This window comes from Paramaledivibacter caminithermalis DSM 15212 (assembly GCF_900142245.1).
GTDB classification, from domain to species: domain Bacteria; phylum Bacillota; class Clostridia; order Peptostreptococcales; family Caminicellaceae; genus Paramaledivibacter; species Paramaledivibacter caminithermalis.
In genome coordinates, this window is record NZ_FRAG01000050.1 from 1 (window position 1) to 24,676 (window position 24,676).

The window sequence follows — 24,676 nt, forward strand, 5'->3', positions numbered from 1 at the left end:
TCCCTAGAAAATCTCTTTGTCACACCTTCAAAATCTTCTAGAGGTCGGCGGAGAATAAACCATATTCGAATATTTAATGCAACATTAGAGCAATTTGAAAATGCAGAAATAGAGCATTTGAATACAGTGGGAATCAATCCAGTAATATAAATAACATATATCTATTGTAAAAATATGGATAAGGACTATCTTCTGATTGGAGTTGTCTTTTTGAAAATATTTATCAGTATTGTTATGTAAATATTTTGCATTTATACAAATTTGTTACATCAATAATTCTTAGAGATTTATTCTTGACTTTTCGTAATTAATTTTATGCAACACTAGTGAAGGAAACTATGAATTGTTCCTATAAATATATTGAGGGTAAAAAGCATAAAACCTATATAGTAGCCATATTAGATGATGCCAGTAGATTAGTAGTTCATGCTGAGGCTTTTTACCATGAAAAACTTACAGCTCTACACTCTGTATTAAAAAAAGCAGTAGCTAAAAGGGGTGTACCCAAGAAGCTATTTTCACTTATCACAAAAGCAAAAATATCACGCCAGTTATCATAATAGATGAGGCACAATTTCTAAAGAATTCAGTTCTCGATGATCTTAGACTAATATTCAATTTTGAAGTGGATTCTAGGGACTATGCTATTCTCATCTTAACAGCTCAAATCCCCTTTATAACTCAAATAAGTAGACAACCCCATGAAGCTTTAAGACAGCGTATTGTGATAAATTACAGTATGAAGGGTCTTACAAAGGATGAAGTCAAAGAATACATCATCTGTAGTCTAAAGAATTCAGGGTGCAGTGAACCTTTATTTACTGATAGTGCATATGAGTTAATATTTTCAAGCACTAACGGTTTTCTAAGGCCTATTAACAAACTTGCTAGAATGTGCCTTATTTCTGGTGCTAATCAAAAACTAAGATCTATTGACAGTGAAATAGTTTATCAAGCTCAAACTGAGATAAATATTACTGCTTAAAAACAACTTTTGAGGTGAATACATGTCAAAGGGAATTCTTGCTTACTACCCATTTACAGATATTTGGGTACTTTATAGTCAAAACGATACATCCTATGAAATGTGCTATGGATATCAATTATACATAAATCTTCTAGACAATTATCAATCTTGTAAAATACAAAATCCTATGACTGATTCATTCAGTTAGACAAATCTAGATTTATACTTGATAGAGATTATATTTACGATGCTAAATTCTAAATTAAACTACTTAGCATCGTTTTTTTAGGATACAACAATTCGCATTTTTGATTATTTCCTTAGCGGCAGATTATTTAATCTGACTTGCTTTTATCAATTTATATGAAAATCAGGCTAAAATAATTTGACTTTTTTGGGGTGGAATAATTTGCTGTGTAACAAATTATACTATTTCATTTGCAATTCTGTTAAGTTTTATATTTGCAATCCTGTTAATTTTTATTTTAGCCTTAATATTAATCAAAATTTCACAACAATGCTGCAATTCTTCTTTTGTAAGTCCTCTTTCTTCATATGTATCTAAACTCTGATGTATCCATTCTATATTTTTAACCATTGCAGTAGGTATTTCTTTTTGCATAATAATTCTCCAATCAACTCTTTTTGCCTACCAATATCTTTTTTCAATTTCAAGTCGCTCTAATACCGATTTTTTCTCCAAATTTGTTGATAATTTAACCGTTCTTGCAATATGTTGTTTGTTCTTTAAAGTTAGTAAAAATGTTGTGGTTAGGATATGTGAAGGGTCTTGTTTATTAAAAAAATCCTGCTTTAAATCTTTGCTATCTTTTACGACTTCGGTTACATCTAAAAGAGGATAGTTTTCTCTGATATCTATTATCTCGTCATTCCATTCAAATAGATAGAAGCACCGTGTTTGTATATCAGAGAAAAAATGATGTATGCGATTTGTTTTCCACCCCTTTATGCGAGATACCCTGCCTTTAGATGGGAAGTCTTGTATGCATAGCCATGGCTTATAACTCACCAATTCACCCATACCACGATTCTCATTTAAAAATCTTCGATATTTTGCCGTAGTCCAATTATTATTCCTTTTAGCCATATAAATCTTCCCTTCTTTAATGCTTCATTGATGACATGTTAATACGCTAAAGAAGATTTTTCAATTCCGAGATGTATTTTTTTGAAAATCACTCTTTTTTTGATATATTTTATTTTTTCTACTTTATCGAGTGATAAACAAGTTTGCTCGTGAAAAATCAGGAAAATTTTATGCATAATATACATTATTTATACGCAGGTGTGACCCCTTCATAGGTGTAATCAGACCAGGGATGGAAATTTTTTATATATCTCTTTATATACTTATTTTAAGCTGTTTTGGTGATAGAAAACCCTATCAGGGTAACAAAATTTCTCCTGATTACACCAACGGGATTTCGCATATGTATCCGTATTTAATTGCATAAAATAAACCGCCAAGGGTGGTATTCCCCCGACGGTTTGATAATCTGATAAGCAAACTTGTTTGGTAATTGATAAAATATTATCTTTTTGAGAACTGAGGAGCTCTTCTTGCAGCCTTTAAGCCGTATTTCTTTCTTTCCTTCATTCTTGGGTCTCTTGTTAAGAATCCTGCTTTTTTAAGAATAGGTCTAAGCTCTGCATCAGCTTTAAGTAACGCTCTAGATAAACCGTGTCTTAATGCTCCTGCCTGTCCAGTAAATCCGCCACCGTGAACTTTTGCAATCACATCAAACTTACCTTCTGTTTCTGTAATAATTAAAGGTCTTTTTACTTCTCTCTTTAAAGTTTCATAATTAAAGTAATTATCTAATTCTCTTCCGTTTATAGTTATTTTTCCATTACCAGGTACCAATCTTACTCTAGCTATAGATTTTTTTCTTCTACCTGTACCATAATATTGCAATTTAGCCATAAATCTTCCCTCCTCTTGCAATCACTATATATCAAGAACTTCTGGCTGTTGAGCTTGATGCTTATGTTCTGATCCTCTATATACTCTTAGCTTTTTAATCATTTGTCTTCCTAATCTGTTCTTTGGAAGCATTCCCTTTACCGCACTGAAAATAACTTTTTCAGGTTTGTTATTAATCATATCTCTATATGATCTTTCTTTAAGTCCACCAGGATATCCAGTATGCCATCTATACATCTTTTGATCTAATTTTTTACCAGTTAATTTAACCTTTTCTGCATTTAAAATTATTACAAAATCACCTGTATCAACATGTGGTGTGAAGGTTGGCTTATGCTTCCCTCTTAATATAGTAGCAACCTGTGTAGCAAGTCTACCTAAAGTTTTACCTTCAGCATCAACTAAATACCATTTTCTTTCTACTTCATTTGGCTTAGCTACGTATGATTTCATCTATTTCCCTCCTAACTTACAAATCCAAATACTAAATATCTACAATTTATCTTAAAAATCCGGGGCTAGTGGATTTTCTAAACAAATATTTAAACCAACTTATATTTTAATACATGGACCCGTGTGTGTCAAGGAATATTTTTAGGTGAATATGTCAAATGTTTTAATGTTGAATGTTTTAATGTTGAATGTTTTAATGTTATTAGGGTCATTCTCTTAAGTATTTTTCACCTTTAATTTCTACCCTAACAACATTTGAACATCCTAACATATCACATTAAACAGTTTTATTAATAATAAACCTCAGCCAAATATAATCCTTGTGCAGGTGCCGTGGGTCCAGCTTTGCTTCTGTCTTTGGATTTTATGATATCCTCTAAATCTTTTATACTTATTTTATTAAAATTAATGTCTATAAGTGTGGCTGTAATTATTCTAACCATTTTATATAAAAATCCGTTTCCTTCGTACTCTATAATTATAAATTTGTCTTTTCTATATATATTTATACTATAAATTGTTCTTATTGTATCTTTTATATTACTACCTGCTGCCATGAATGATTTAAAATCATGCTGACCAATAAAATATTTACTTGCTTCAATTATTTTTTTTAAATTTATATCTTCATTAATAAACCATGAATAATTTCTATATATAGGGTTTCTTATGCTATCATTATATATTTTATATATATATTTTTTTCCCTTTGCACAATATCTTGCATGAAAATCCATATCCATCTCTTCTGCACTATTTATAACAATATCTTTAGGCAGTACATTATTGATTACAACGGGTATTTTATGGGTAGGTAAAGTAAAATCCTCTATAAAGCTGGCAGCTTGACCTAAAGCATGTACCCCTGCATCAGTCCTCCCTGAGCCATGAATAGCTATGTCTTTTTTTAGTATTTTTTTTAGTGCTTTTTCTATTTCGTATTGTATGGTCCTAGCATTATTTTGTCTTTGCCATCCACTATAATTGGTTCCGTCATAAGCAATAGTTAGTTTAACATTCTTCATTAATATTCATCCTTATATAAATATTATAATTATGTTGATATCTATAAAATCTATTTCATTGTGATTAAAGTATATATCGCATAACAACTATAGATATAACAAAAAATATGGTTATTATCGTTGCAATGTAATCTCTAGCTTCAAATTTTAATTGTTTCATTCTGGTTCTATTTTCTCCGCCTCTATAGCATCTGGCTTCCATTGCCATAGCTAGATCATCAGCTCTTCTAAAGGCTCCTATAAATAGAGGCACTAGTAATGGAATCAAACTCTTGGCCCTTTTTACTATATTTCCACTTTCAAAATCTGCTCCCCTTGCCATTTGTGCCTTCATTATTTTATCGGTCTCCTCTAATAATGTAGGTATAAACCTTAAGGCTATTGTCATCATCATGGCCAATTCATGGGCTGGTACCCCAATTTTTTTAAATGGACTTAATACTCTTTCTATACCATCAGTTAGTTCAATTGGAGAAGTAGTAAGGGTAAGAAGGGATGTCCCAATAATTAGAAATATAAGCCTCAACCCCATAAGTACTGCCATTTCAATACCTTCTCTAGTAATTTTCACTGGTCCTATTCTGTATAAAACTTCTCCTGGAGTCATAAAAATATTGACTGCTAGGGTAAGAATTATAATAAGAAATATAGGTTTTAAGCCCCTGAGAATATATTTTAAAGGAACCTTTGAAAGATAAATTGTTAAGCCTAAAAATCCTATAACTATAAAATATGCTTGAATATTTTTTACTATGAATAAAGCAATTATATATGCAAAGGAGCTTAATATTTTAAACCTTGGATCTAAATTATGGATAATTGAATTTATTGGATAATATTGTCCTAATGTAATGTCTCTAAGCATTTTTCTTTTCCCTCACTAGGTCTAATATTTCTTTTTTTGCCTCTTCAACAGTTAAGATATCTTCTCTAATATTAATACCTTTATCTCTTAGTTTCCTAACTAATTGAGTTATTTGAGGAATACCTAATCCTATTTGTTCAAGAATTTCTACCTGACTAAATATTTCTCTAGGTGTTCCTATTAAAGCTATTTTGCCCTTATCCATAACTATTATTTTATCTACTAACTTTGCTATGTCTTCCATGCTATGGGATACTAATATTACGGTTAATTTATATTTGGAATGTAAAGCTTTTATTTGATTAAGTATCTCATCTCGTCCTCTTGGATCCAATCCTGCTGTGGGTTCATCCAGTATAAGGACTTCTGGTTTCATAGCTATTACTCCTGCTATAGCTATTCTTCTTCTTTGTCCTCCACTTAATTCAAAGGGAGATCTGTCTTTTATATCCCCAAACTTTAATCCAACTAAATTTAAAGCTTCTTTTACTCTGTTATTGATTTCCCAATCGGATAAGCCTAAATTAGTTGGTCCAAAGGCAACTTCTTTATATACTGTTTCTTCAAATAGTTGATATTCTGGATATTGAAAAACTAATCCTACCTTTTTCCTTATCTCCGTAAGCTTAAGATTTTTATCGTTTATATTAAAATCATTTACATAAATCTTACCTGTGGTTGGCTTTAATAATCCATTCAAATGTTGTATTAGGGTTGATTTGCCTGAACCAGTATGTCCAATTAACCCTACAAATTCACCAGTTTCAATAGTAAAGTTTATATCTGAAAGTGCAACTGTTTCAAATGGGCTTTTAGCATTATAAACATGTGTAAGATTTTCTACAATAATTGACATAATCTACTCACCATCTCATCTACAGTTAGTATATCCTCTGGTATTTCTATTCCTTCATTGATTAATTCATGAGCTAATAATGTAACTTGTGGTACATCTAATCCTAGTTCCTTTAGCTTATTAACTCTAGAAAATACCTCTTTGGGGTTACCTTCAAGTGCTATCTTACCATCATCCATCACTATTACTCTATCAGCATTAACTGCTTCTTCCATAAAGTGAGTAATATGAATAATGGTTATACCTTCTTTATTTAGTTTTTTTATTGTATCCATCACTTCTTTTCTGCCTGATGGATCAAGCATAGCTGTAGGCTCGTCAAATATGATACATTGTGGTCTCATAGCCAACACTCCAGCTATTGCTACTCTTTGTTTTTGTCCTCCTGATAAAAGGTGGGGAGGTTTTCTTCTGAGTTCATATATTCCTACAGATTTTAGTGCTTCATCTACTCTTTTTCGAATCTTAGCTGGATCAATACCTAGATTTTCAGGTCCAAAAGCAACATCTTCTTCTACTATTGTCGCCACAATTTGATTATCGGGATTTTGAAACACCATCCCAGCCTTTTGCCTAATATTCCAAATCATTTCTTCATTTGACGTATCCATATTATTCACATATACTTTCCCACCACTAGGTAAAAGTATTGCATTAATAAGCTTAGCCAAAGTAGATTTACCAGAACCATTATGTCCAAGAACAACTAAAAATTCTCCTTCTTTTACTGTAAGAGAAAGATTTTTGACAGCAACAACATTCTCCTCCTCATTACCCTTATATTCAAATATCAATTCCTTAGTCTCAATCATATTTGACATGTTTTTACCTCGCTAATAATATCTTAATAATATTTACACTCTACTATTATATATTTAAAAAAACTACAATTCAATGGTTTTAATTAACTGAGAAACTTGTATAATTAACACTAATAATTTTGAAATACAATATGCAGATAACTTTCTCGACGCTCTCTACTACATTTTGTATTCTAAAATTCTTTAAATGTATTATGCAATTTCCTCAACTGTTTATGAATGATGGCTGACAGGTTACAAGACTTCCCCTTTCATCTGTTATTCTAAACCTGTAACCCTTTTTTCTAATAAAAAAGGGACTAAGCTTAACTTAATCCCATACTAATACCTTGCTATATTAACTCTAGTATAACCATTGGAGCAGCGTCACCTCTGCGAGGTCCTAGTTTAAGAATTCTTGTATATCCACCATTTCTTTCATTATACTTTGGCGCTATTTCGTCAAACAAATTCTTAACAACAGTCTCATCTAACATGTAAGCAAGAACTTGGCGTCTTGCATGAAGGTCGCCTCTTTTAGCAAGTGTTATCATTTTTTCTGCAATTTTACGTGTTTCTTTAGCTCTTGTTTCTGTAGTCTTTATACGTCCATTTTTTAATAGACTTGTAACAAGGTTTCTAAGCATCAAATTCCTATGATCTGTAGGACGTCCTAATTTACGATATGAAGCCATAACTCTCCCTCCTTTTCACTAGTCTATTCGTCACTTGGTTTCAAGCTAAGTGATAAGTCCGCCAGCTTATTCTTAACTTCCTCTAGTGATTTTTTGCCTAGGTTTCGAACCTTCATCATATCTTCTTCAGTTCTTTGCGTTAATTCCTCTACTGTATTGATACCCGCACGTTTTAAACAATTGTATGAACGAACAGAAAGGTCTAATTCTTCTATTGTCATCTCTAAAACTTTTTCTTTTTTATCTTCTTCCTTTTCAACCATTATCTCTACATCATCAATATGGTCAGTTAAGGTTATGAATAAATTTAAATGTTCATTCATAATCTTCGCACCTAATGAAGCTGCTTCATCGGGCTTAATACTTCCATCTGTCCAAATTTCTAAAGTTAACCTATCATAATCAGTTACCTGTCCAACCCTTGTGTTTTCAACCTTATAATTTACTTTTTTAACGGGAGTATATATTGAATCAACCGGTATAACTCCTATAGGCATTCCATCCTCTTTATTGTTATCCGCTGATACATAACCTCTGCCCTTAGATAATGCTAATTCCATATTTAAATCAGCACCTTCTTCAAGGGTTGCTATATGAAGGTCTGGATTTAATATCTCGACGTCAGCATCAGCCTTAATGTCTCCTGCAGTGATTCTACCTGGTCCCTGAGCATTGATTCTAACCACCTTTACATCTTCATCAGAATGTATTTTAGCAGCTAGACTTTTCAGATTTAATATAATCTCTATAACATCTTCTTTAACTCCAGATATTGTAGAAAATTCATGTAGTACACTGTCTATTTTAATCCATTTTACTGCTGTACCTGGAAGCGAAGATAAAAGAATTCTTCTTAGACTGTTACCTAATGTTGTTCCATAGCCTCTCTCTAAGGGCTCTACCACAAATTTCCCATAAGTGAAATCATCATTTGAATCTACACATTCTATTTTTGGCTTTTCTATCTCAATCACGATTTTCACCCCTCTTAATTTATTATTATTATGAGGGTAACTGATTCTAATATATTAATTATATCTTCTCTATCTAGAATACAACTCAACAATTAGATGTTCTTCAATAGGTAAATCTATATCTTCTCTTACTGGCATAGCTACAACTTTACCTTCTAATTTCTCTACATCAGCTTCTAGCCACTTAGGTACAGTTACTGATTTTTCTTTTAACTCTTTAAACTTAGATGATTTGCTACTTTTTTCTTTTAAAGCTATAATATCTCCAACCTTTAAAAGCATTGAAGGAATATTTGCTTTATGCCCATTTACTGTAAAATGTCCATGTCTTACCAATTGTCTAGCTTCTTTTCTTGAAGCAGCAAATCCAAGTCTGTAAACAACATTATCTAATCTTGTTTCTAAAATTCTTAAAAAGTTTTCACCTGTAATTCCTGGTTGTTTTTCAGCAATAGAATAATAATTTCTAAACTGTGTTTCTAGTACACCATAATATCTTTTTACTTTTTGCTTTTCTCTTAATTGAAGACCGTAGTTTGAAAGTTTCATTCTTCTGGCACCATGCTGTCCTGGTGGGTTTCCTCTTCTAGAAATAGCACACTTATCAGTATAGCATCTCTCACCTTTAAGATATAATTTCATTCCTTCTCTACGACAAAGTCTACAAGATGGTCCTGTATATCTAGCCATTTTCTTTATGCACCTCCTACTCTCTTTATACTCTTCTACGTTTTGGTGGTCTACAACCATTATGTGGTATCGGTGTAACATCTTTGATTAGGTTTATTTCTAATCCTGCTGCTTGAAGAGATCTAATAGCTGCTTCTCTTCCTGAACCAGGTCCCTTTACATATACCTCTACAGTTTTCAATCCATGTTCCATAGCTGCTTTTGCAGCCACTTCAGCTGCCATTTGCGCTGCAAAAGGAGTTGATTTTCTTGAACCTTTAAAACCACAATTTCCTGCTGATGACCAAGAAATCGCATTACCAGCTATGTCAGTAATAGTAATAATTGTATTATTAAAAGTTGACTGGATATGAGCTTGACCTCGCTCAATATTTTTACGTTCACGTCTTTTTCTACGTGTTTTACGCACTTTTTTAGCCGCCATTACTTAACCTCCCTTTCTACTTCTTCTTTTTACGTGATACTGCCCTCTTAGGCCCTTTGCGTGTTCTAGCATTTGTTTTTGTACTTTGTCCCCTAACAGGAAGCCCTTTTCTATGACGAATACCTCTATAGCATCCTATTTCCTTTAATCTTTTGATATTTAAAGATATTTCTCTTCTCAAATCACCTTCAACCCTATACTCGTTGTCGATAATTTGTCTTAACTTACTTACCTCTTCTTCTGTCAAATCCTTAACTCTAGTATCAAAATTAATACCAGCTCTATTTAAGATCTCTTGAGATGTTGATCTTCCTATACCAAAGATATAAGTTAATCCAATTTCTACTCTTTTATCTCTAGGTAAGTCTATACCTGCTATCCTTGCCATTCACTGTACACCTCCTAGGTAAATATTCTATCAATATGACTTTTATTGTTTTGCTCAGGATGATTTTTTATAATCATAACATTTTCATTTTTTCTTGCAGCCGCTAATATAGTTCTCAAAAAAATATTATACTAAAGCTTTTTAAAAAAAGCTATAAGTAATTTCAAATTTAACCTTGTTTTTGTTTGTGCTTAGGATTTTCACAGATTACCATTACTCTACCTTTTCTTTTGATAATCTTACATTTTTCACATATAGGTTTTACTGATGGTCTTACTTTCATAATTTCCCTCCTTCATCACTTGCCGCGCCAAGTAATTCTACCTCTTGTTAAATCATACGGAGAAAGTTCTAAGGTAACCTTGTCACCAGGTAATATTCTTATAAAATTCATTCTAAGCTTTCCAGATATATGAGCTAAAACCTCATGCCCATTTTCAAGCTTCACTTTAAACATCGCATTTGGTAGAGCTTCTACTACAGTTCCCTTAACTTCAATAGCTTCTTTTTTTGCCATTAGGAATTCATACCTCCTATATCTGGGGCTTGTGAAGTCCCAGTTTTTCAATCTCTCGTCTAAGCATCAGATTGCTGATTTTTTGATGCCCACTGTGCCTATTTTGGATTTCTTTACTAACTATATTATATTTGGACAGGTGTTTAATTTTCTTTTTCTTTGGTTTTTCGACCTTCCTAAGGTCTCCATCAGCTATTAGCACATAGAGTTCATCAATTATTTCTATAATAATAAAAACTCTATCTTTGTCCCTTCCTGCCTTTGATTTCACTAATTGTCCAATACTAACTTCCCTAGTACTTTGCAAAATACACACCTCTTTTAATATTTGATTACAGCTTGGTTAGGTTAGTATTAAGGGTTCTTCTTCAGTAATTATCACAGTATGTTCATAATGAGCAGATAATTCTCCATCCAAAGTAACAACAGTCCAATTGTCCTTAAGTGTTTTTACTTTATAAGTGCCTATATTAACCATAGGTTCTATTGCTAAGGCCATTCCGCTACGTAATCTAGGACCTTTTCCTGGAGGTCCATAGTTTGGTATCTGAGGATCTTCATGCATATTAGCTCCTATACCATGACCTACATAGTCTCTGACAATTGAAAATCCATTGCTCTCAACATATTCTTGTACAGCATGAGATATGTCTGATAAACGGAATCCTTCTTTACAAAACTTTAACCCTTCATAGAAGCTGTTCTTAGTAACCTCAATAAGTTTCATTGCTTCATCTGAAACTTCACCTACTGGATGAGTCTTAGCTGCATCACCGTAATAACCATCATAAATGGCCCCTATATCTATACTAATAATATCGCCATCTTTAAGTTTTTTTAATCCAGGTATTCCATGTACTACTTCTTCGTTTATAGAAGTGCATATACTGGCAGGGAAGCCACCATATCCTTTAAAAGCAGGTATTCCTCCGAGGCTTTTAATAGTATCTTCAGCTATTTCATCAAGTTCCTTTGTAGTAATACCCGGTCTTATATGCTTTTTAAGCTCTTCATGGGTTTTTGCTACTATATTACCTGCTTTACGCATTTTTTCAATTTCACTTTTAGACTTAATAATAATCATTATTTTTCGCTCCCAAGGGCTAATACTATCTCCTCAAAAACTTTATCTATATGTTGCTGCCCATTAATATTCTCTATAATCCCTTTATCAGAATAGTAATCTATAAGAGGGGCGGTTTCATTAAGATATACTTCTATTCTTTTTGAAACAGTCTCTTCCTTGTCATCATCTCTTTGATAAAGATCTCCGCCACAGGAATCACATTTGTTTTCTATCTCTGGCTTATTAAATTTAATGTGATAAGCTAAGCCACAATCTCTACATATTCTTCTTCCTACGGCTCTTTCTATTAATTTTTCCTTATCAACCTCAATATTTATTACTTTTTCAAGGGCTGTATTCATATTGCTTAATACTTTATCAAGGGCTTCAGCTTGATTAACAGTTCTAGGAAATCCGTCTAAAAGGAATCCATTATTACAGTCTTTTTCCTTCAATCTATCTTCTACTATAGCTACAACTAGCTCATCAGGAACTAGCAAGCCTTTGTCCATATATTCTTTTGCCTTCTTACCAAGCTCTGTACCTTCTTTGATATTCTTTCTAAAAATATCACCAGTTGATATATGTGGTATATCATACTTTTGAATTATTTTAGAAGCCTGTGTTCCTTTACCAGCTCCCGGTGGTCCTAATAATATCAATCTCATTTTACCAACTCCTGGTTAACAACTAATTTATGCAATGGGGATCAAATCCCCATGCATCAAAAAATATTATCATAATGTTAATAATAATCTATACTTCTATTTTAAGAAGCCTTGATAGTGTCTCATTACCATTTGAGCTTCTATTTGTTTCATTGTTTCTAATGCAACCCCTACAGCAATAAGAAGTGCTGTACCACCAAATCTAATCTGTAAATTAGTAAAATTCAAAACTAAAGTTGGTAATACTGCTATACCTGCTAAGAATATTGCACCAGCTAAAGTTAATCTTGTTAAAGTTTTCTGTAAATATTCTGAAGTTGGTCTGCCAGGTCTTATACCAGGTATAAATCCTCCATTTTGCTTCATGTTATTAGCAACTTCTACTGGATTAAAGGTAACCGCAGTATAAAAATAAGTGAAAAATATGATTAGTAAAGCATATAAAACATTGTATATCCAAATTCCTGGGTTTCCAGATGGAGATAAAAATCTATTTACAAAGCTTGAAAACCCTCCACTTGGGAAAAAGTAAGTAAGTGTAAGTGGAAATTGTAAAAGGGACATTGCAAATATCACTGGTATAACCCCAGCTTGGTTTACCTTTAAAGGTATGTGTGTGCTATGTCCTCCATACATTTTTCTTCCAACAACTCTTTTTGCATACTGAACAGGTATTTTTCTTGTTCCTTGTTGTATAGCAATAACTCCTGCAATAACTATTATAGCTACTACACAAAATATTATAAACGATATCCAACTAGCTTCTTTTTTAAATAACTTCGTAAAGGTCTGGTAAACACCTACTGGTAATCTTGATACAATACCAGCAAAAATTATAAGAGAAATACCATTGCCTATACCCTTTTCGGTAATTTGCTCTCCTAACCACATTAAGAAGGCTGTACCAGCAGTTAATGTAATAACAACTACCGCCACTGACCAAAAATCAGTAGAAATTAAAGCTCTTTTAAATAGACCAACACTTATACCTATAGCCTGAATAACTGCCAAAATCACAGTTCCGTATCTGGTGTATTGAGCTATTTTCTTTCTTCCTTCTTCTCCCTCTTTAGCTAATGCTTCAAGGCTAGGAATAGCAATAGTTAAAAGATTCATAATAATTGAGGATGTAATGTATGGTGAAATACTTAAAGCAAATATGGTGAACTTCTTAAATGCTCCACCTGAAATAAAGTTAAAAAAGCTTAAGAGTCCACCTTGTTCGGTGAACATGCTTTTTAAAATTTCTCTATCCATACCAGGAACTGGTATATTTGCTCCTAGCCTGAATATAACAAACATCATTAATGTATATAAAATTCTTTTTCTTAAATCTGGTATTTTCCAAGCATTTTTTAGGGTGGATAGCACCTTAAATCACCTCTGCCTTTCCTCCAGCAGCCTCTATCTTTTCTATGGCAGACTGACTGAATTTATGAGCTTTTATAGTTAGCTTCTTTTTAAGTTGTCCGTCTCCAAGTATCTTCAAGCCATCATTAATCTTTTTAATCATTCCTGCTTCTTTAAGAATTTCAGGAGTTACTACTGTTCCTTCATCAAATCTATTTAAATCTTCGATATTTACAATTGTCCATTCTTTTCTAAATGGATTTTTAAATCCTCTTTTAGGAATTCTTCTATATAAAGGCATCTGTCCACCTTCGAAACCTGGTCTTACACCACCACCTGAACGTGAATTTTGTCCATCTTGGCCACGTCCTGCAGTCTTACCTTGACCAGTAGCTGTACCTCTACCTAATCTTTTTCTGTTTTTAACTGCACCCTTATTAGGTTTTAACTCATGAAGTTTCATAAGCGCACCTCCTTTGCTATATTTCTTCTACCTCTACCATATGACTAACTTTATCAATCATGCCCCTCATTTGAGGATTATCTAGTTTTTCTACCGTTTGTCTAATTTTTCTTAGACCTAACGCTTCAATAGTCTTTCTATGCTTAGGTTTTGCTCCTATTGTACTTTTCACTAAAGTAATTTTAAGTTTGTTAGCCAAGGTGTTCACCCCCCTAACCTAATATTTCTTCAACAGTTTTACCACGAAGTTTTGCTACCTCTTCAACTGTCTTTAAATTCATTAATCCATCCATGGTAGCATTTACCATGTTTCTTGAATTGTTAGTACCAATAGATTTAGCTCTAACATCCTTAATTCCAGCAAGCTCCAATACTGCACGAACTGGACCTCCTGCAATAACTCCCGTACCTTCTCCTGCTGGCATTAGTAATACTTTACCAGCACCAAAATGTCCTTTGATTTCATGTGGTATTGTAGTTCCTACTCTTGGTACTTTTATAAGATGTTTTTTGGCATTATCAATTGCTTTTTTAATTGCATTTGGAACTTCCAATGCTTTACCAGTTCCAATGCCAACGTGACCATTTTCATCTCCAACTACTACAAGAGCACTGAATCTAAAATTCCTACCACCTTTAACAACCTTTACAACACGATTAATAGCAACTACTTTTTCCTTTAGATCCAGCTTGCTAGCATCTATTAATTCACGGCGCATTTATTTCCCTCCTTCAGCTAAAATTGTAACCCTGCTTCTCTAGCTCCTTCAGCTAATTCCTTAACTCTTCCGTGGTATAGATATCCACCTCTATCGAAAACAACCTCTTGAATACCTTTTTCTTTAGCTCGTTGTCCAACTAAATTACCCACAAGCTTAGCTGCTTCTTTATTTCCTGTATTAGATATCTTTTCTTTGATTTCTTTATCAAGAGATGAAGCTGCAGCAAGAGTAACACCTTTTGTATCATCGATTATTTGAGCATATATGTTCTTTGCACTTCTATATATATTCAATCTTGGACAATCAGGAGTTCCAAATACTTTCTTGCGTACTCTACGATGTCTCTTTTTTCTTTTAGAGTTACTACTTGGCTTAGTAATCAATTCATGTCACTCCTTTCCTATTATTTACCAGCTTTTCCTTCTTTACGTCTTACATATTCACCATCGTATCTAATACCTTTGCCTTTATATGGCTCAGGTGGTCTTAAATCTCTTATTTTAGCTGCATAGTTCCCAACAGCCTGCTTATTTATACCCTTTATTATTATTTCAGTTTGAGATGGAGTCTCCACTGTAATTCCTTCTGGATCTTCCATATCTATTGGATGAGAATAACCAAGCTGTAGATTTAGAACTTTTCCCTTCTTTTGTGCACGATATCCAACACCAATTATTTGAAGCTTCTTTTCATATCCCTTTGTAACACCTTCTACCATATTAGCTATCAAAGTTCTGCTTAATCCATGCAACTCTCTATGTTTTTTATTGTTTGAAGGTCTTTCTACTGTAATAACATCACTATTTATATTAACCTTTATATCAGGATTAATTTGCTCACTTAACTCTCCTTTAGGACCTTTTACAGATACTACATTTTTTTCAGTAACTGTAACCTGTACTCCTTGAGGTATCGTGATTGGTTGTTTACCTATCCTTGACAATTTTCGCACCTCCTATACAGTTTATTTCTCTTACCAAACGTAGCAGATTACTTCTCCACCAACACCTAATTTACGTGCCTTTTTATCAGTTATAACACCACTTGATGTTGATACAATAGCTATCCCAAGTCCACCAAGCACCTTTGGAATTTCATCCTTTTTAGCATAAACCCTAAGTCCTGGCTTTGAAATTTTCTTAAGTCCTGTTATAACTCTTTCTTTACTTGGTCCGTACTTTAATTGTACTCTTATTAATCCTTGTTTTCCGTCTTCTATAACATCAAATCCTTTGATAAAACCTTCTTCTAATAATATATTGGCTATAGATTTTTTTAGGTTTGAAGCTGGTATATCTACAGATTCATGTTTTACAAGGTTTGCATTTCTTATACGTGTTAGCATATCAGCAATAGGATCTGTCATTGTCATCTTTAATTACCTCCTTTCCCAGTTTACCAACTTGCTTTTCTAACTCCAGGAATTTGACCTTTATAAGCTAATTCTCTAAAACAAATACGGCATATCCCGAATTTTCTTAGGTAAGCATGAGGTCTTCCACATATTCTACATCTATTGTATTCTCTTGTAGAGTATTTCTGCTTTCTCTTTTGTTTTACCTTAAGAGCTTTTTTAGCCACTACTTTCCCTCCTTATTATTGTTTACTGAATGGCATTCCCATTAATTTTAATAACTCATGTGCTTCTTCATCAGTTTTTGAAGTGGTTACAAAAATGATATCCATTCCTCTAATTTTTTCAACTTTATCATAGTTAATTTCAGGGAATATTAGCTGCTCTTTTACACCTAATGAATAATTTCCTCTACCATCGAAGGAATTAGGATTAATTCCTCTAAAGTCTCTAACCCTTGGCAGTGCTATACTAATAAGTCTATCTAAAAATTCGTACATTCTATCACCTCTAAGTGTCACCTTTGCACCTACAGGCATCCCTTCACGAACTTTAAAGTTTGCAACTGATTTTCTTGCTCTAGTAACTATTGGCTTTTGACCTGCTATAGTTTCTAGCTCTTTAACAGCTAATTCTAAAGCTTTTCTATTATCTTTACAATCACCTAAACCCATATTAAGTACTATTTTTTCAAGCTTTGGAACTTCCATTACACTTTTATATTGAAATTTTTCCATTAAAGCTTTCTTAACTTCATTATTATATTTTTCCTTAAGTCTAGCCACAAAGCATACCTCCCTTCAACTCTGTAGATTAGTCTATAACTTCTCCAGTCTTTACAGAGACTCTTACTTTCTTACCGTCTTCTAATTTTTTATATCTGATCCTCGTACCACTCTTAGCCTTTGAATCATATACCATCACATTTGATACATGAATTGGTGCTTCCATATCCATGATTCCTGCTTGCTGCATCTTTGGAGTAGGTTTTTGATGCTTTTTCACCATATTTATCCCTTCAACTATTACCCTTTGTTTTTTAGGGAACACCCCAAGTACCTTTCCAGTTTTTCCTTTATCTTTACCACTAATTACTACTACAGTATCTCCTTTTTTTACATGCATTCATTTCACCTCCTAGACCTATAGTACTTCAGGAGCCAACGATACTATTTTCATAAATTTTTTGTCTCTCAACTCTCTTGCTACTGGTCCAAAAATACGAGTTCCTACTGGAGTTTTATCCTCCTTTATAATTACAGCTGAATTCTCATCAAATTTTATATAACTTCCGTCATTTCTTCTTAAACCTTGTTTACTTCTAACTATAACAGCCTTTACAACCTGTCCTTTTTTTACAACTCCGCCTGGCGTTGCATTTTTAACTGAAGCAACTATTATATCACCAATATTTCCATACTTTCTACCAGAACCGCCTAGTACTCGGATACATAAAAGCTCTTTAGCACCTGAGTTATCAGCAACTTTCAAACGTGATTCTTGTTGAATCATTTGTATACCTCCCTCCATTGCCTACATTGACTACTTGGCACGTTCGATGATTTCAGCAACTCTCCATCTTTTATCCTTGCTCAATGGTCTAGTTTCCATTATTCTAACTTTATCTCCAATTCTACACTCATTATTTTCATCATGGGCTTTAAATTTCTTTGTCCTTTTAACAGCTTTCCCATATAGAGGATGACGAACGAATTCTTCAACAGCCACTACAGCAGTTTTTTCCATCTTATCGCTTACGATACGTCCAACCCTTACTTTTCTTCTTCCTCTTTCCACGATATTACCTCCCTTCATGTATCGCTATTGATTAATCTCCTTTAATTCTCTTTCTCTTAAAATAGTTTTTACACGGGCAATATCCTTTTTAACAGTTCTTATTGTCATAGGATTCTCTAATTGACCAGTTGCTAATTGAAATCTTAAATTGAATAGCTCAGCTTTTAAATCGTTAAGCTTTTGAGATAATTCTTGTGAAGTCATATCACGAAGTTTATTAGCTTTCACCTGCTTCACCATCCTTTTCTTCCATTTGCTGGCGTGTTACAAATTTACATTTTATTGGAAGCTTCATTGCTGCAAGTCTCATTGCCTCTCTAGCAATCTCTTCATCTACGCCAGACATTTCAAACATAACTCTACCCGGTTTAACTACTGCTACCCAATATTCTGGAGATCCTTTACCAGCACCCATACGAGTTTCTGCTGGTTTTTGTGTAACTGGTTTATGTGGGAAGATTTTTATCCATACCTTTCCACCTCTTTTAATACGTCTATTGATGGCAACCCTTGCCGCTTCTATCTGATTAGAAGTAATCCATGCTGGTTCGAGAGCCACTAGGCCGTATTCACCATAAGTAACGGTATTACCTCTACTAGCTTTACCCTTCATTCTGCCCCTATGCACTCTACGGCGCTTCACTCTTTTAGGCATTAACATGGTATATATCCTCCTTTCCTATGGTTACATTTATCCTTTTTGTCTATTATCTCTAGATCTATTATTTCTAGACTTTGGTCGTCTTCTATTTCTATTTTGTTCTTGAGATTCTGATTTAGCTCCAGGAAGAATTTCACCTTTATAAATCCATACCTTAACTCCTAATTTTCCATAGGTAGTATCAGCTTCAGCAAATCCATAGTCTATATCAGCTCTTAGTGTTGATAATGGTACATTTCCTTCACTGTAGCTTTCAGTTCTAGCCATTTCTGCACCATTTAATCTTCCAGCAACAGCTATCTTAATTCCCTTAGCTCCAGCCTTCATAGCTCTTCCAATAGCCTGTTTCATAGCCCTTCTAAATGCAATTCTTCTTTCTAAAGCAAAGGCTACGTTTTCAGCAACTAATTGAGAATCTACTTCTGGTCTTTTAACCTCTGTTATATCTATATGCACAGCTTTAGCAGTCATTTTCGCTAATTCTTTTTTTAATTTTTCTATATTTTCTCCACCTCTGCCTACTACCATACCAGGCTTAGATGTAAGTATATTTATATTAACTCTATTAGCTGTTCTCTTTATAAGAACTCTTGAGATCCCTGAAGTGTATAGTTTGTTTTTTATGTGCTTTCTTATCTTAAAGTCTTCAATCAACAAATCTGAATAGTCTTTTTTATTAGCAAACCACTTTGAATCCCAATCTTTAATTATTCCGACTCTTAATCCGTGTGGACTTACCTTTTGACCCATGCATTTTCCCTCCTTCTATTCCTTTTCTTTTAAAACAACTCCTATATGACTAGTTCTTCTTAATATCGGATTGGCTCTTCCCATTGAACCAGCCTTCCATCTCTTCATAGTAGGTCCTTGATTAGCATATACTTCTGAAACGTATAAATTTTCCACATCCATACCGTTATTGTTTTCAGCATTTGCTATAGCTGATTCAATTACTTTTTTCAGTATATTTGCCCCTTTTCTAGGAGTAAACTTTAATATAGCTATCGCTTCATTAGCCTTTTTTCCTCTTACCAAATCAGCAATCGGCTTCATTTTTCTAGGAGAAACCCTAACATATTTAGCAATCGCTCTAGCTTCCACTGTATTACCTCCTCCCATTACTTCACTTTAACTATTTAACTTTACTTGATTTTTCTCCTGCATGACCTCTAAATGTTCTTGTAGGAGCAAATTCTCCCAATTTATGTCCGATCATATCCTCAGTAATATACACTGGAACATGCTTTCTTCCATCATGAACCGCTATTGTATGACCAACCATTTGTGGAAATATAGTGGATGCCCTTGACCAAGTTTTTATTACTTTTTTATCACCCTTGGCATTCATTTCTTCTATTCTTTTAAGAAGTTTAGCTTCAACAAATGGTCCTTTTTTTAATGATCTACCCATGTCTTACGTTTCCTCCTTTCATGCTCAAAGCAACAAGGTCCATAGGCCCAGATATATTCTAAAGACCTCTGAGCCCCTATTTACTTCTTCTCTTAATAATAAACTTATCTGATTTTTTATTTTTCTTTCTAGTTTTATATCCAAGAGCTGGCTTGCCCCATGGAGTACATGGATTAGGTCTACCTATAGGAGCTCTACCTTCACCACCACCGTGTGGATGGTCGTTAGGATTCATTACAGAACCTCTTACAGTAGGTCTAATACCCATATGTCTTTTTCTTCCCGCTTTCCCTATGGTAGTATTTTCATGATCTAAATTTCCCACTTGACCTATTGTAGCTTTACACTCAACCCTAATAAGTCTAACCTCTCCGGATGGTAATCTAACATGAGCATAGCTTCCTTCTTTAGCCATAAGCTGAGCTGCTGTACCAGCTGATCTTACCAATTGTCCACCTTTACCAGGCTTAAGCTCTATATTATGAATCATAGTACCAACTGGTATGTTTTTAAGCTTTAATGCATTACCTGGTTTTATATCTGCTCCTTCACCAGAAAGCACTGTGTCTCCAACTGACAATTTATTAGGAGCAAGTATATATCTTTTTTCACCATCAGCATAAGTCAATAACGCTATATTAGCAGATCTATTAGGATCATATTCTATGGCTGTAATCTTAGCAGGTATTCCTTCTTTATCTCTTTTAAAATCAATAATTCTATACTTGATTTTATAACCGCCGCCTCTATGACGTACAGTTATTCTCCCCTGGTTGTTTCTTCCTGAATTTTTCTTAAGAGTAACAACTAGTGATTTTTCTGGTTCATGCTTAGTTATTTCCTCAAAAGTAGAAACGGTCATTTGTCTTACACCAGGAGAAGTAGGTCTAAAGCCTTTTATACCCATTTTTTTGCCCTCCTTCTACCTTTTAATAATCCATCTACATTCCTTCAAAAAACTCGATCGGTTTACTATCTTCAGTTAATTTTACAATAGCCTTCTTCCAATCTTTTCTTCTTCCTACGAATCTTCCCATTCTTTTCTCTTTACCTTTAACATTCATAGTACTTACTTTTTCAATTTTTACTCCAAATATTTCTTCTATAGCTTTTTTTACTTCTGATTTATTGGCTTTTTTATCAACTTCAAAAGTATATTTCCTTTCAGCCATATCTTCCATACTCTTCTCTGTAACAAGGGGCTTTATAATGATATCGTAAGGCGTTCTCATTATACATACACCTCCTCTATCTTTTGTACCGCTTCCTTTGTAACAACAAAACTATCGTATTTCAATATATCATATACATTTAAATTGTTTACCAACGTAGTGGTAACTCCCTTAATATTCCTTGCTGATTTTATAACATTATCATTCTTTTCACTTAATACAATCAGTGCTTTTTTAGACGAATTTATGTTATTAAGTATACTTACCATATCCTTTGTTTTAGGAGCATCCATTGCTAATTCTTCCAATACTACAATTTCGTTATTTTGAACCTTTGAGCTAAGCGCCGATTTCATAGCAAGTCTCTTAACCTTTTTAGGTAGCTTATAGCTGTAATCCCTTGGTTTCGGTGCAAATGCTACTCCCCCACCAACAAAATGAGGTGCTCTTATGCTACCTTGACGAGCTCTACCAGTTCCTTTTTGTCTGTACGGCTTTCTTCCGCCACCTCTTACCTCAGATCTAGTCTTTGCTGCTTGTGTACCTTGTCTTTGATTAGCAAGATAATTTTTAACAGCCTCGTATAGTACGTGCTGATTTACTTTCACACCAAATACATTATCACTTAATTCCATTTCTCCTACACGTTGACCGGAAACATTTAAAACATCAACTTTAGGCACTTTACATCCTCCTCTCCCTAGTTAGAGTCTATTTAACGCTCTTAACGGCCTTTTTTATTGTAATAATTCCGCCCTTAGGCCCTGGTACTGCACCTTTTATCAATAGTAGATTTCTTTCATTATCCACTCTAACTATTTCAAGATTTTGTACAGTAACTTTTTCATTTCCCATTCTTCCAGCCATCTTCTCACCTTTAAATACTCTGGATGGGAATGAAGATGCACCAAGGGAACCTGGTCCTCTATGATATTTAGAACCGTGAGTTTCTGGACCTCTACTTTGGTTATGTCTTTTTATAACACCCTGTGTTCCTTTACCCTTAGACGTTCCAGAAATATCAACCTTTTCTCCAACTTCGAAGATATCAGCCTTAATTTCTTGTCCCAAATTGTAGCCATTTACATCTTCAAGTCTAAATTCCTTAACAATCCTTTTAGGAGTAACACCTGATTTTTCAAAATGACCCTTTGCAGGCTTGTTAACTCTTTTGCTTTTCCTATCTTCAAAACCAACCTGAATACCAATGTAACCATCATTTTCCATGGTCTTAATTTGAGTTATATAATTTGGACCAGCTTCAACTACTGTTACAGGTATTACATTTCCTTCCTCAGTAAAAATCTGAGTCATACCTATTTTTTTGCCTATTAATGCTTTCATTACTACACCTCCTATTAATCTTACAGCGGATTACTTTTTCAGCAATCATACTAAGACAAGTTGGCTTATGAGTTCTATATAAACCTATATCTTAGCTTCACCTTAAATTTTAAAGTTTGATTTCAATATCTACTCCAGCTGGTAAGTCTAATCTCATAAGAGAATCAACTGTTTTTGGAGTAGGGCTTAGAATATCAATCAGTCTTTTGTGGGTTCTCATTTCAAACTGTTCTCTAGAATCCTTGTACTTATGAACAGCTCTTAGAATAGTAATAATCTGCTTTTCAGTTGGAAGCGGTACTGGACCTGAAACCTCAGCCCCTGTTTTTTTAGCCGTTTCAACAATTTTTACAGCAGATTGATCTAACACCTTGTGATCATAAGACTTTAATCTTATTCTAATTTTTTGATTCGCTTTGTTAGCCATCTTTTTTCCCTCCTTCTCATCGCACGCAATATATTTGTACGTACGACTGGAACCAACGTACACTCTCCCGGGTGTTCGCACTTCACTAATAAAAATAAGGAGAGGTGAGTTCCTCGTCGCCCGATTCAAGAACGGACACTTCTCCGCAGAAATTTACCCAGCTTAGCTGGCAACCTTCTGCATCATCGCAGTCCACACATACCTTTATAGTATATACTACTTAATCTTTTTTTGCAAGCCCTAATTTAATTATTCAGAATTTTGATATTTTTTTCTGATTGTTCCAAGTTTTTAAGTCTTTCCTGTAAGTTATAACAAAAGAGCTTTTATCTTGGAACTTGGAATCTATTTTACTTGTCACCTGGAACTTTTTAAACATATAAACCTAGAAGAGCATCCCCCCTTCTAGGTTTATATGTTAATTTAGAGTGATTACTCTATAATCTTAGCAACAGCACCTGCTCCTACTGTTCTACCACCTTCACGAATAGCAAATCTTAATCCTTCTTCTATTGCGATTGGTGTGATAAGTTCAATTTCCATTTCTACGTTATCTCCAGGCATACACATTTCTGTCCCTTCTGGTAATGTGATTGAACCTGTTACGTCTGTTGTTCTAAAGTAAAACTGTGGTCTGTATCCATTAAAGAATGGTGTATGTCTTCCACCTTCTTCTTTCTTTAATACGTATACTTGAGCCTTGAACTTTGTATGTGGATTGATTGATCCTGGCTTAGCTAATACCTGTCCTCTTTCTATCTCTGTTCTTTGTACACCTCTTAAAAGTGCACCTATGTTGTCTCCAGCTCTTCCTTCATCAAGAAGCTTTCTAAACATTTCTACTCCTGTTACTACTACTGTTCTTGTTTCTTCTGTCATACCTACTATTTCTACGCTATCTTGTACTTTTAATACTCCTCTTTCGATTCTTCCTGTTGCAACTGTTCCTCTTCCTGTGATTGAGAATACGTCCTCTACTGGCATTAAGAATGGCTTGTCAGTATCTCTTTCTGGCTCAGGAATATAGCTGTCTACTGCTTCAAATAATTCAAGAATTTTATCTCCCCACTCACTTGATGGATCTTCTAATGCTTTAAGGGCAGATCCTCTTACTATCGGAGTATCATCTCCTGGAAATTCATATTCGTCAAGAAGTTCTCTTACTTCCATCTCTACTAATTCTAATAATTCTTCGTCATCTACCATGTCGCATTTATTTAAGAATACTATAATGTATGGTACTCCAACCTGTCTTGATAATAATATATGCTCTCTTGTTTGTGGCATCGGCCCATCTGCTGCTGATACAACTAGAATTGCACCATCCATTTGTGCTGCTCCTGTAATCATGTTCTTTACGTAGTCAGCATGACCCGGACAGTCAACGTGAGCATAGTGTCTATTTGGTGTCTCATACTCAACGTGTGCTGTTGAAATTGTGATTCCTCTTTCTCTTTCTTCTGGTGCCTTGTCTATGTTGTCAAAAGCTACTGCTTCTCCTAGTTGATATCTCTCATGTAATGTCTTTGTAATTGCCGCTGTAAGCGTTGTCTTACCATGGTCTACGTGTCCTATTGTTCCTATGTTTACATGGGGTTTAGTTCTTTCAAATTTTGCTTTTGCCATCTCTTTTTTCCTCCTT

General features: G+C 34.0%; 44 protein-coding genes. 3 read left to right on the forward strand and 41 right to left on the reverse strand.

The annotated features are described in order from the left end of the window. Nucleotides 1-326: 326 nt before the first annotated feature. The 3 genes from BUB36_RS14785 (at nt 327) to BUB36_RS19790 (ending at nt 1,175) form a co-directional block, all read left to right on the forward strand. Complete coding sequence (locus BUB36_RS14785) at nt 327-560, forward strand: hypothetical protein (RefSeq protein ID WP_165613103.1); 234 nt, start codon at nt 327-329, stop codon at nt 558-560. Nucleotides 561-625: 65 nt separating this feature from the next. Beyond that, nucleotides 626-985 (forward strand): hypothetical protein, encoded by a 360-nt coding sequence (locus BUB36_RS20010; RefSeq protein ID WP_207550832.1) that lies wholly within the window; start codon nt 626-628, stop codon nt 983-985. A 22-nt stretch (nt 986-1,007) separates the two neighbouring features. Then, a complete protein-coding gene (locus tag BUB36_RS19790; protein WP_165613104.1) occupies nt 1,008-1,175 on the forward strand; it encodes a hypothetical protein in 168 nt (55 codons plus the stop codon). 216 nt (nt 1,176-1,391) lie between these two features. On the opposite strand, the gene BUB36_RS14795 is transcribed toward BUB36_RS19790, so the two are convergent. The 41 genes from BUB36_RS14795 to tuf all read right to left on the reverse strand — a co-directional run bounded on the left by BUB36_RS14795 (nt 1,392) and on the right by tuf (nt 24,660). Next, nucleotides 1,392-1,589 (reverse strand): TnsA endonuclease C-terminal domain-containing protein, encoded by a 198-nt coding sequence (locus BUB36_RS14795; protein ID WP_073151937.1) that lies wholly within the window; start codon nt 1,587-1,589, stop codon nt 1,392-1,394. Between the two features lie 27 nt (nt 1,590-1,616). Next, on the reverse strand, nt 1,617-2,075 hold the full coding sequence (locus tag BUB36_RS14800; protein ID WP_073151940.1) for a TnsA endonuclease N-terminal domain-containing protein: 459 nt from the start codon (nt 2,073-2,075) through the stop codon (nt 1,617-1,619). A 444-nt stretch (nt 2,076-2,519) separates the two neighbouring features. After that, a complete protein-coding gene (gene rpsI / locus BUB36_RS14805; RefSeq protein ID WP_073151943.1) occupies nt 2,520-2,912 on the reverse strand; it encodes a 30S ribosomal protein S9 in 393 nt (130 codons plus the stop codon). A 24-nt stretch (nt 2,913-2,936) separates the two neighbouring features. Next, nucleotides 2,937-3,365, reverse strand: coding sequence for a 50S ribosomal protein L13 (rplM, locus tag BUB36_RS14810; protein WP_073151946.1), 429 nt, complete (start codon nt 3,363-3,365; stop codon nt 2,937-2,939). A gap of 290 nt (nt 3,366-3,655) precedes the next feature. Further along, the gene (truA, locus tag BUB36_RS14815) at nt 3,656-4,390 is read right to left on the reverse strand and encodes a tRNA pseudouridine(38-40) synthase TruA (protein ID WP_073151949.1); all 735 of its coding nucleotides are present in this window, start codon (nt 4,388-4,390) and stop codon (nt 3,656-3,658) included. A gap of 64 nt (nt 4,391-4,454) precedes the next feature. Beyond that, entirely contained in the window at nt 4,455-5,255 is an 801-nt protein-coding gene (locus BUB36_RS14820) for an energy-coupling factor transporter transmembrane component T family protein (RefSeq protein WP_073151952.1), read from the reverse strand. Continuing rightward, nucleotides 5,248-6,111: an energy-coupling factor transporter ATPase gene (locus BUB36_RS14825; protein WP_073151955.1), complete on the reverse strand. Its 864-nt coding sequence runs from the start codon at nt 6,109-6,111 to the stop codon at nt 5,248-5,250. The genes BUB36_RS14820 and BUB36_RS14825 overlap by 8 nt, the downstream gene beginning before the upstream one ends. Next, nucleotides 6,096-6,932 (reverse strand): energy-coupling factor transporter ATPase, encoded by an 837-nt coding sequence (locus BUB36_RS14830; RefSeq protein WP_073151958.1) that lies wholly within the window; start codon nt 6,930-6,932, stop codon nt 6,096-6,098. The genes BUB36_RS14825 and BUB36_RS14830 overlap by 16 nt, the downstream gene beginning before the upstream one ends. Nucleotides 6,933-7,264: 332 nt before the next feature. Then, nucleotides 7,265-7,606: a 50S ribosomal protein L17 gene (rplQ, locus tag BUB36_RS14835; protein WP_073151960.1), complete on the reverse strand. Its 342-nt coding sequence runs from the start codon at nt 7,604-7,606 to the stop codon at nt 7,265-7,267. 23 nt (nt 7,607-7,629) lie between these two features. Further along, nucleotides 7,630-8,580 (reverse strand): DNA-directed RNA polymerase subunit alpha, encoded by a 951-nt coding sequence (locus BUB36_RS14840; protein WP_073151963.1) that lies wholly within the window; start codon nt 8,578-8,580, stop codon nt 7,630-7,632. A gap of 69 nt (nt 8,581-8,649) precedes the next feature. After that, nucleotides 8,650-9,270: a 30S ribosomal protein S4 gene (rpsD, locus tag BUB36_RS14845; RefSeq protein ID WP_073151966.1), complete on the reverse strand. Its 621-nt coding sequence runs from the start codon at nt 9,268-9,270 to the stop codon at nt 8,650-8,652. Nucleotides 9,271-9,295: 25 nt separating this feature from the next. Further along, entirely contained in the window at nt 9,296-9,694 is a 399-nt protein-coding gene (gene rpsK, locus BUB36_RS14850) for a 30S ribosomal protein S11 (protein WP_073151968.1), read from the reverse strand. A gap of 16 nt (nt 9,695-9,710) precedes the next feature. Continuing rightward, the gene (gene rpsM, locus BUB36_RS14855; protein ID WP_073151971.1) at nt 9,711-10,082 is read right to left on the reverse strand and encodes a 30S ribosomal protein S13; all 372 of its coding nucleotides are present in this window, start codon (nt 10,080-10,082) and stop codon (nt 9,711-9,713) included. 169 nt (nt 10,083-10,251) lie between these two features. Beyond that, nucleotides 10,252-10,365: a 50S ribosomal protein L36 gene (rpmJ, locus tag BUB36_RS14860; RefSeq protein ID WP_025434559.1), complete on the reverse strand. Its 114-nt coding sequence runs from the start codon at nt 10,363-10,365 to the stop codon at nt 10,252-10,254. A gap of 15 nt (nt 10,366-10,380) precedes the next feature. Beyond that, nucleotides 10,381-10,599, reverse strand: coding sequence for a translation initiation factor IF-1 (gene infA / locus BUB36_RS14865; protein WP_073151974.1), 219 nt, complete (start codon nt 10,597-10,599; stop codon nt 10,381-10,383). Nucleotides 10,600-10,615: 16 nt separating this feature from the next. Then, nucleotides 10,616-10,906, reverse strand: a complete 291-nt coding sequence (locus tag BUB36_RS14870; protein WP_073151977.1) for a KOW domain-containing RNA-binding protein — start codon at nt 10,904-10,906, stop codon at nt 10,616-10,618. Between the two features lie 36 nt (nt 10,907-10,942). Continuing rightward, the gene (map, locus tag BUB36_RS14875; protein ID WP_073151980.1) at nt 10,943-11,683 is read right to left on the reverse strand and encodes a type I methionyl aminopeptidase; all 741 of its coding nucleotides are present in this window, start codon (nt 11,681-11,683) and stop codon (nt 10,943-10,945) included. Continuing rightward, complete coding sequence (locus BUB36_RS14880; protein WP_073151983.1) at nt 11,683-12,333, reverse strand: adenylate kinase; 651 nt, start codon at nt 12,331-12,333, stop codon at nt 11,683-11,685. Before BUB36_RS14880 ends, map begins: the two co-directional genes overlap by 1 nt. Before the next feature lie 96 nt (nt 12,334-12,429). Next, a complete protein-coding gene (gene secY / locus BUB36_RS14885) occupies nt 12,430-13,704 on the reverse strand; it encodes a preprotein translocase subunit SecY (RefSeq protein ID WP_073151986.1) in 1,275 nt (424 codons plus the stop codon). A gap of 1 nt (nt 13,705) precedes the next feature. Next, a complete protein-coding gene (gene rplO / locus BUB36_RS14890) occupies nt 13,706-14,146 on the reverse strand; it encodes a 50S ribosomal protein L15 (RefSeq protein ID WP_073151988.1) in 441 nt (146 codons plus the stop codon). Between the two features lie 16 nt (nt 14,147-14,162). Further along, nucleotides 14,163-14,345: a 50S ribosomal protein L30 gene (rpmD, locus tag BUB36_RS14895; RefSeq protein WP_073151991.1), complete on the reverse strand. Its 183-nt coding sequence runs from the start codon at nt 14,343-14,345 to the stop codon at nt 14,163-14,165. A gap of 13 nt (nt 14,346-14,358) precedes the next feature. Next, on the reverse strand, nt 14,359-14,865 hold the full coding sequence (gene rpsE / locus BUB36_RS14900; RefSeq protein WP_073151994.1) for a 30S ribosomal protein S5: 507 nt from the start codon (nt 14,863-14,865) through the stop codon (nt 14,359-14,361). A gap of 17 nt (nt 14,866-14,882) precedes the next feature. Then, nucleotides 14,883-15,251, reverse strand: a complete 369-nt coding sequence (gene rplR, locus BUB36_RS14905) for a 50S ribosomal protein L18 (RefSeq protein ID WP_073151997.1) — start codon at nt 15,249-15,251, stop codon at nt 14,883-14,885. Nucleotides 15,252-15,271: 20 nt separating this feature from the next. Next, nucleotides 15,272-15,811 (reverse strand): 50S ribosomal protein L6, encoded by a 540-nt coding sequence (gene rplF / locus BUB36_RS14910; RefSeq protein WP_073152000.1) that lies wholly within the window; start codon nt 15,809-15,811, stop codon nt 15,272-15,274. 30 nt (nt 15,812-15,841) lie between these two features. Continuing rightward, entirely contained in the window at nt 15,842-16,240 is a 399-nt protein-coding gene (rpsH, locus tag BUB36_RS14915; RefSeq protein WP_073152003.1) for a 30S ribosomal protein S8, read from the reverse strand. Nucleotides 16,241-16,263: 23 nt separating this feature from the next. Then, nucleotides 16,264-16,449 carry a type Z 30S ribosomal protein S14 gene (locus BUB36_RS14920; protein WP_073152006.1) on the reverse strand — a complete coding sequence of 62 codons (186 nt, stop codon included), beginning with the start codon at nt 16,447-16,449 and terminating at the stop codon, nt 16,264-16,266. A gap of 15 nt (nt 16,450-16,464) precedes the next feature. Further along, nucleotides 16,465-17,007 (reverse strand): 50S ribosomal protein L5, encoded by a 543-nt coding sequence (gene rplE / locus BUB36_RS14925; RefSeq protein WP_073152009.1) that lies wholly within the window; start codon nt 17,005-17,007, stop codon nt 16,465-16,467. Between the two features lie 28 nt (nt 17,008-17,035). Next, the gene (rplX, locus tag BUB36_RS14930; protein ID WP_073152012.1) at nt 17,036-17,347 is read right to left on the reverse strand and encodes a 50S ribosomal protein L24; all 312 of its coding nucleotides are present in this window, start codon (nt 17,345-17,347) and stop codon (nt 17,036-17,038) included. A gap of 18 nt (nt 17,348-17,365) precedes the next feature. After that, nucleotides 17,366-17,734, reverse strand: a complete 369-nt coding sequence (gene rplN / locus BUB36_RS14935; RefSeq protein WP_073152015.1) for a 50S ribosomal protein L14 — start codon at nt 17,732-17,734, stop codon at nt 17,366-17,368. 30 nt (nt 17,735-17,764) lie between these two features. Continuing rightward, entirely contained in the window at nt 17,765-18,019 is a 255-nt protein-coding gene (gene rpsQ / locus BUB36_RS14940; RefSeq protein WP_106406518.1) for a 30S ribosomal protein S17, read from the reverse strand. A gap of 24 nt (nt 18,020-18,043) precedes the next feature. After that, nucleotides 18,044-18,247, reverse strand: coding sequence for a 50S ribosomal protein L29 (gene rpmC / locus BUB36_RS14945; protein WP_073152018.1), 204 nt, complete (start codon nt 18,245-18,247; stop codon nt 18,044-18,046). After that, complete coding sequence (gene rplP, locus BUB36_RS14950; RefSeq protein WP_073152021.1) at nt 18,237-18,680, reverse strand: 50S ribosomal protein L16; 444 nt, start codon at nt 18,678-18,680, stop codon at nt 18,237-18,239. The genes rpmC and rplP overlap by 11 nt, the downstream gene beginning before the upstream one ends. A gap of 30 nt (nt 18,681-18,710) precedes the next feature. Continuing rightward, entirely contained in the window at nt 18,711-19,430 is a 720-nt protein-coding gene (gene rpsC / locus BUB36_RS14955) for a 30S ribosomal protein S3 (protein WP_073152024.1), read from the reverse strand. A gap of 15 nt (nt 19,431-19,445) precedes the next feature. After that, nucleotides 19,446-19,781, reverse strand: a complete 336-nt coding sequence (gene rplV, locus BUB36_RS14960; protein WP_073152026.1) for a 50S ribosomal protein L22 — start codon at nt 19,779-19,781, stop codon at nt 19,446-19,448. Between the two features lie 31 nt (nt 19,782-19,812). Continuing rightward, nucleotides 19,813-20,091, reverse strand: a complete 279-nt coding sequence (gene rpsS, locus BUB36_RS14965; RefSeq protein ID WP_073152029.1) for a 30S ribosomal protein S19 — start codon at nt 20,089-20,091, stop codon at nt 19,813-19,815. Between the two features lie 76 nt (nt 20,092-20,167). Next, the gene (rplB, locus tag BUB36_RS14970) at nt 20,168-20,998 is read right to left on the reverse strand and encodes a 50S ribosomal protein L2 (RefSeq protein WP_073152032.1); all 831 of its coding nucleotides are present in this window, start codon (nt 20,996-20,998) and stop codon (nt 20,168-20,170) included. Nucleotides 20,999-21,032: 34 nt separating this feature from the next. After that, the gene (gene rplW / locus BUB36_RS14975) at nt 21,033-21,323 is read right to left on the reverse strand and encodes a 50S ribosomal protein L23 (RefSeq protein WP_073152035.1); all 291 of its coding nucleotides are present in this window, start codon (nt 21,321-21,323) and stop codon (nt 21,033-21,035) included. Further along, the gene (gene rplD, locus BUB36_RS14980) at nt 21,323-21,946 is read right to left on the reverse strand and encodes a 50S ribosomal protein L4 (protein ID WP_073152038.1); all 624 of its coding nucleotides are present in this window, start codon (nt 21,944-21,946) and stop codon (nt 21,323-21,325) included. The genes rplW and rplD overlap by 1 nt, the downstream gene beginning before the upstream one ends. A 28-nt stretch (nt 21,947-21,974) precedes the next feature. Beyond that, nucleotides 21,975-22,607, reverse strand: a complete 633-nt coding sequence (gene rplC, locus BUB36_RS14985) for a 50S ribosomal protein L3 (protein WP_073152040.1) — start codon at nt 22,605-22,607, stop codon at nt 21,975-21,977. Between the two features lie 109 nt (nt 22,608-22,716). Continuing rightward, a complete protein-coding gene (rpsJ, locus tag BUB36_RS14990; RefSeq protein WP_073152043.1) occupies nt 22,717-23,034 on the reverse strand; it encodes a 30S ribosomal protein S10 in 318 nt (105 codons plus the stop codon). 432 nt (nt 23,035-23,466) lie between these two features. Next, on the reverse strand, nt 23,467-24,660 hold the full coding sequence (gene tuf, locus BUB36_RS14995) for an elongation factor Tu (RefSeq protein WP_073152046.1): 1,194 nt from the start codon (nt 24,658-24,660) through the stop codon (nt 23,467-23,469). Nucleotides 24,661-24,676 lie beyond the last annotated feature (16 nt).

What these genes read in the sequence shown, in the direction of transcription:
- BUB36_RS19790 (WP_165613104.1), top strand. Translation starts at nt 1,008, where the DNA reads ATGTCAAAGGGAATTCTTGCTTACTACCCATTTACAGATATTTGGGTA.
- BUB36_RS14795 (WP_073151937.1), bottom strand. Translation starts at nt 1,589, where the DNA reads ATGCAAAAAGAAATACCTACTGCAATGGTTAAAAATATAGAATGGATA.
- BUB36_RS14800 (WP_073151940.1), bottom strand. Translation starts at nt 2,075, where the DNA reads ATGGCTAAAAGGAATAATAATTGGACTACGGCAAAATATCGAAGATTT.
- rpsI (WP_073151943.1), bottom strand. Translation starts at nt 2,912, where the DNA reads ATGGCTAAATTGCAATATTATGGTACAGGTAGAAGAAAAAAATCTATA.
- rplM (WP_073151946.1), bottom strand. Translation starts at nt 3,365, where the DNA reads ATGAAATCATACGTAGCTAAGCCAAATGAAGTAGAAAGAAAATGGTAT.
- truA (WP_073151949.1), bottom strand. Translation starts at nt 4,390, where the DNA reads ATGAAGAATGTTAAACTAACTATTGCTTATGACGGAACCAATTATAGT.
- BUB36_RS14820 (WP_073151952.1), bottom strand. Translation starts at nt 5,255, where the DNA reads ATGCTTAGAGACATTACATTAGGACAATATTATCCAATAAATTCAATT.
- BUB36_RS14825 (WP_073151955.1), bottom strand. Translation starts at nt 6,111, where the DNA reads ATGTCAATTATTGTAGAAAATCTTACACATGTTTATAATGCTAAAAGC.
- BUB36_RS14830 (WP_073151958.1), bottom strand. Translation starts at nt 6,932, where the DNA reads ATGTCAAATATGATTGAGACTAAGGAATTGATATTTGAATATAAGGGT.
- rplQ (WP_073151960.1), bottom strand. Translation starts at nt 7,606, where the DNA reads ATGGCTTCATATCGTAAATTAGGACGTCCTACAGATCATAGGAATTTG.
- rpsD (WP_073151966.1), bottom strand. Translation starts at nt 9,270, where the DNA reads ATGGCTAGATATACAGGACCATCTTGTAGACTTTGTCGTAGAGAAGGA.
- rpsK (WP_073151968.1), bottom strand. Translation starts at nt 9,694, where the DNA reads ATGGCGGCTAAAAAAGTGCGTAAAACACGTAGAAAAAGACGTGAACGT.
- rpsM (WP_073151971.1), bottom strand. Translation starts at nt 10,082, where the DNA reads ATGGCAAGGATAGCAGGTATAGACTTACCTAGAGATAAAAGAGTAGAA.
- rpmJ (WP_025434559.1), bottom strand. Translation starts at nt 10,365, where the DNA reads ATGAAAGTAAGACCATCAGTAAAACCTATATGTGAAAAATGTAAGATT.
- infA (WP_073151974.1), bottom strand. Translation starts at nt 10,599, where the DNA reads ATGGCAAAAAAAGAAGCTATTGAAGTTAAGGGAACTGTAGTAGAAGCT.
- map (WP_073151980.1), bottom strand. Translation starts at nt 11,683, where the DNA reads ATGATTATTATTAAGTCTAAAAGTGAAATTGAAAAAATGCGTAAAGCA.
- BUB36_RS14880 (WP_073151983.1), bottom strand. Translation starts at nt 12,333, where the DNA reads ATGAGATTGATATTATTAGGACCACCGGGAGCTGGTAAAGGAACACAG.
- rplO (WP_073151988.1), bottom strand. Translation starts at nt 14,146, where the DNA reads ATGAAACTTCATGAGTTAAAACCTAATAAGGGTGCAGTTAAAAACAGA.
- rpsE (WP_073151994.1), bottom strand. Translation starts at nt 14,865, where the DNA reads ATGCGCCGTGAATTAATAGATGCTAGCAAGCTGGATCTAAAGGAAAAA.
- rpsH (WP_073152003.1), bottom strand. Translation starts at nt 16,240, where the DNA reads ATGACAATGACAGATCCTATTGCTGATATGCTAACACGTATAAGAAAT.
- rplX (WP_073152012.1), bottom strand. Translation starts at nt 17,347, where the DNA reads ATGCATGTAAAAAAAGGAGATACTGTAGTAGTAATTAGTGGTAAAGAT.
- rplN (WP_073152015.1), bottom strand. Translation starts at nt 17,734, where the DNA reads ATGATTCAACAAGAATCACGTTTGAAAGTTGCTGATAACTCAGGTGCT.
- rplP (WP_073152021.1), bottom strand. Translation starts at nt 18,680, where the DNA reads ATGTTAATGCCTAAAAGAGTGAAGCGCCGTAGAGTGCATAGGGGCAGA.
- rpsC (WP_073152024.1), bottom strand. Translation starts at nt 19,430, where the DNA reads ATGGGTCAAAAGGTAAGTCCACACGGATTAAGAGTCGGAATAATTAAA.
- rpsS (WP_073152029.1), bottom strand. Translation starts at nt 20,091, where the DNA reads ATGGGTAGATCATTAAAAAAAGGACCATTTGTTGAAGCTAAACTTCTT.
- rplB (WP_073152032.1), bottom strand. Translation starts at nt 20,998, where the DNA reads ATGGGTATAAAAGGCTTTAGACCTACTTCTCCTGGTGTAAGACAAATG.
- rplW (WP_073152035.1), bottom strand. Translation starts at nt 21,323, where the DNA reads ATGAGAACGCCTTACGATATCATTATAAAGCCCCTTGTTACAGAGAAG.
- rplC (WP_073152040.1), bottom strand. Translation starts at nt 22,607, where the DNA reads ATGAAAGCATTAATAGGCAAAAAAATAGGTATGACTCAGATTTTTACT.
- rpsJ (WP_073152043.1), bottom strand. Translation starts at nt 23,034, where the DNA reads ATGGCTAACAAAGCGAATCAAAAAATTAGAATAAGATTAAAGTCTTAT.
- tuf (WP_073152046.1), bottom strand. Translation starts at nt 24,660, where the DNA reads ATGGCAAAAGCAAAATTTGAAAGAACTAAACCCCATGTAAACATAGGA.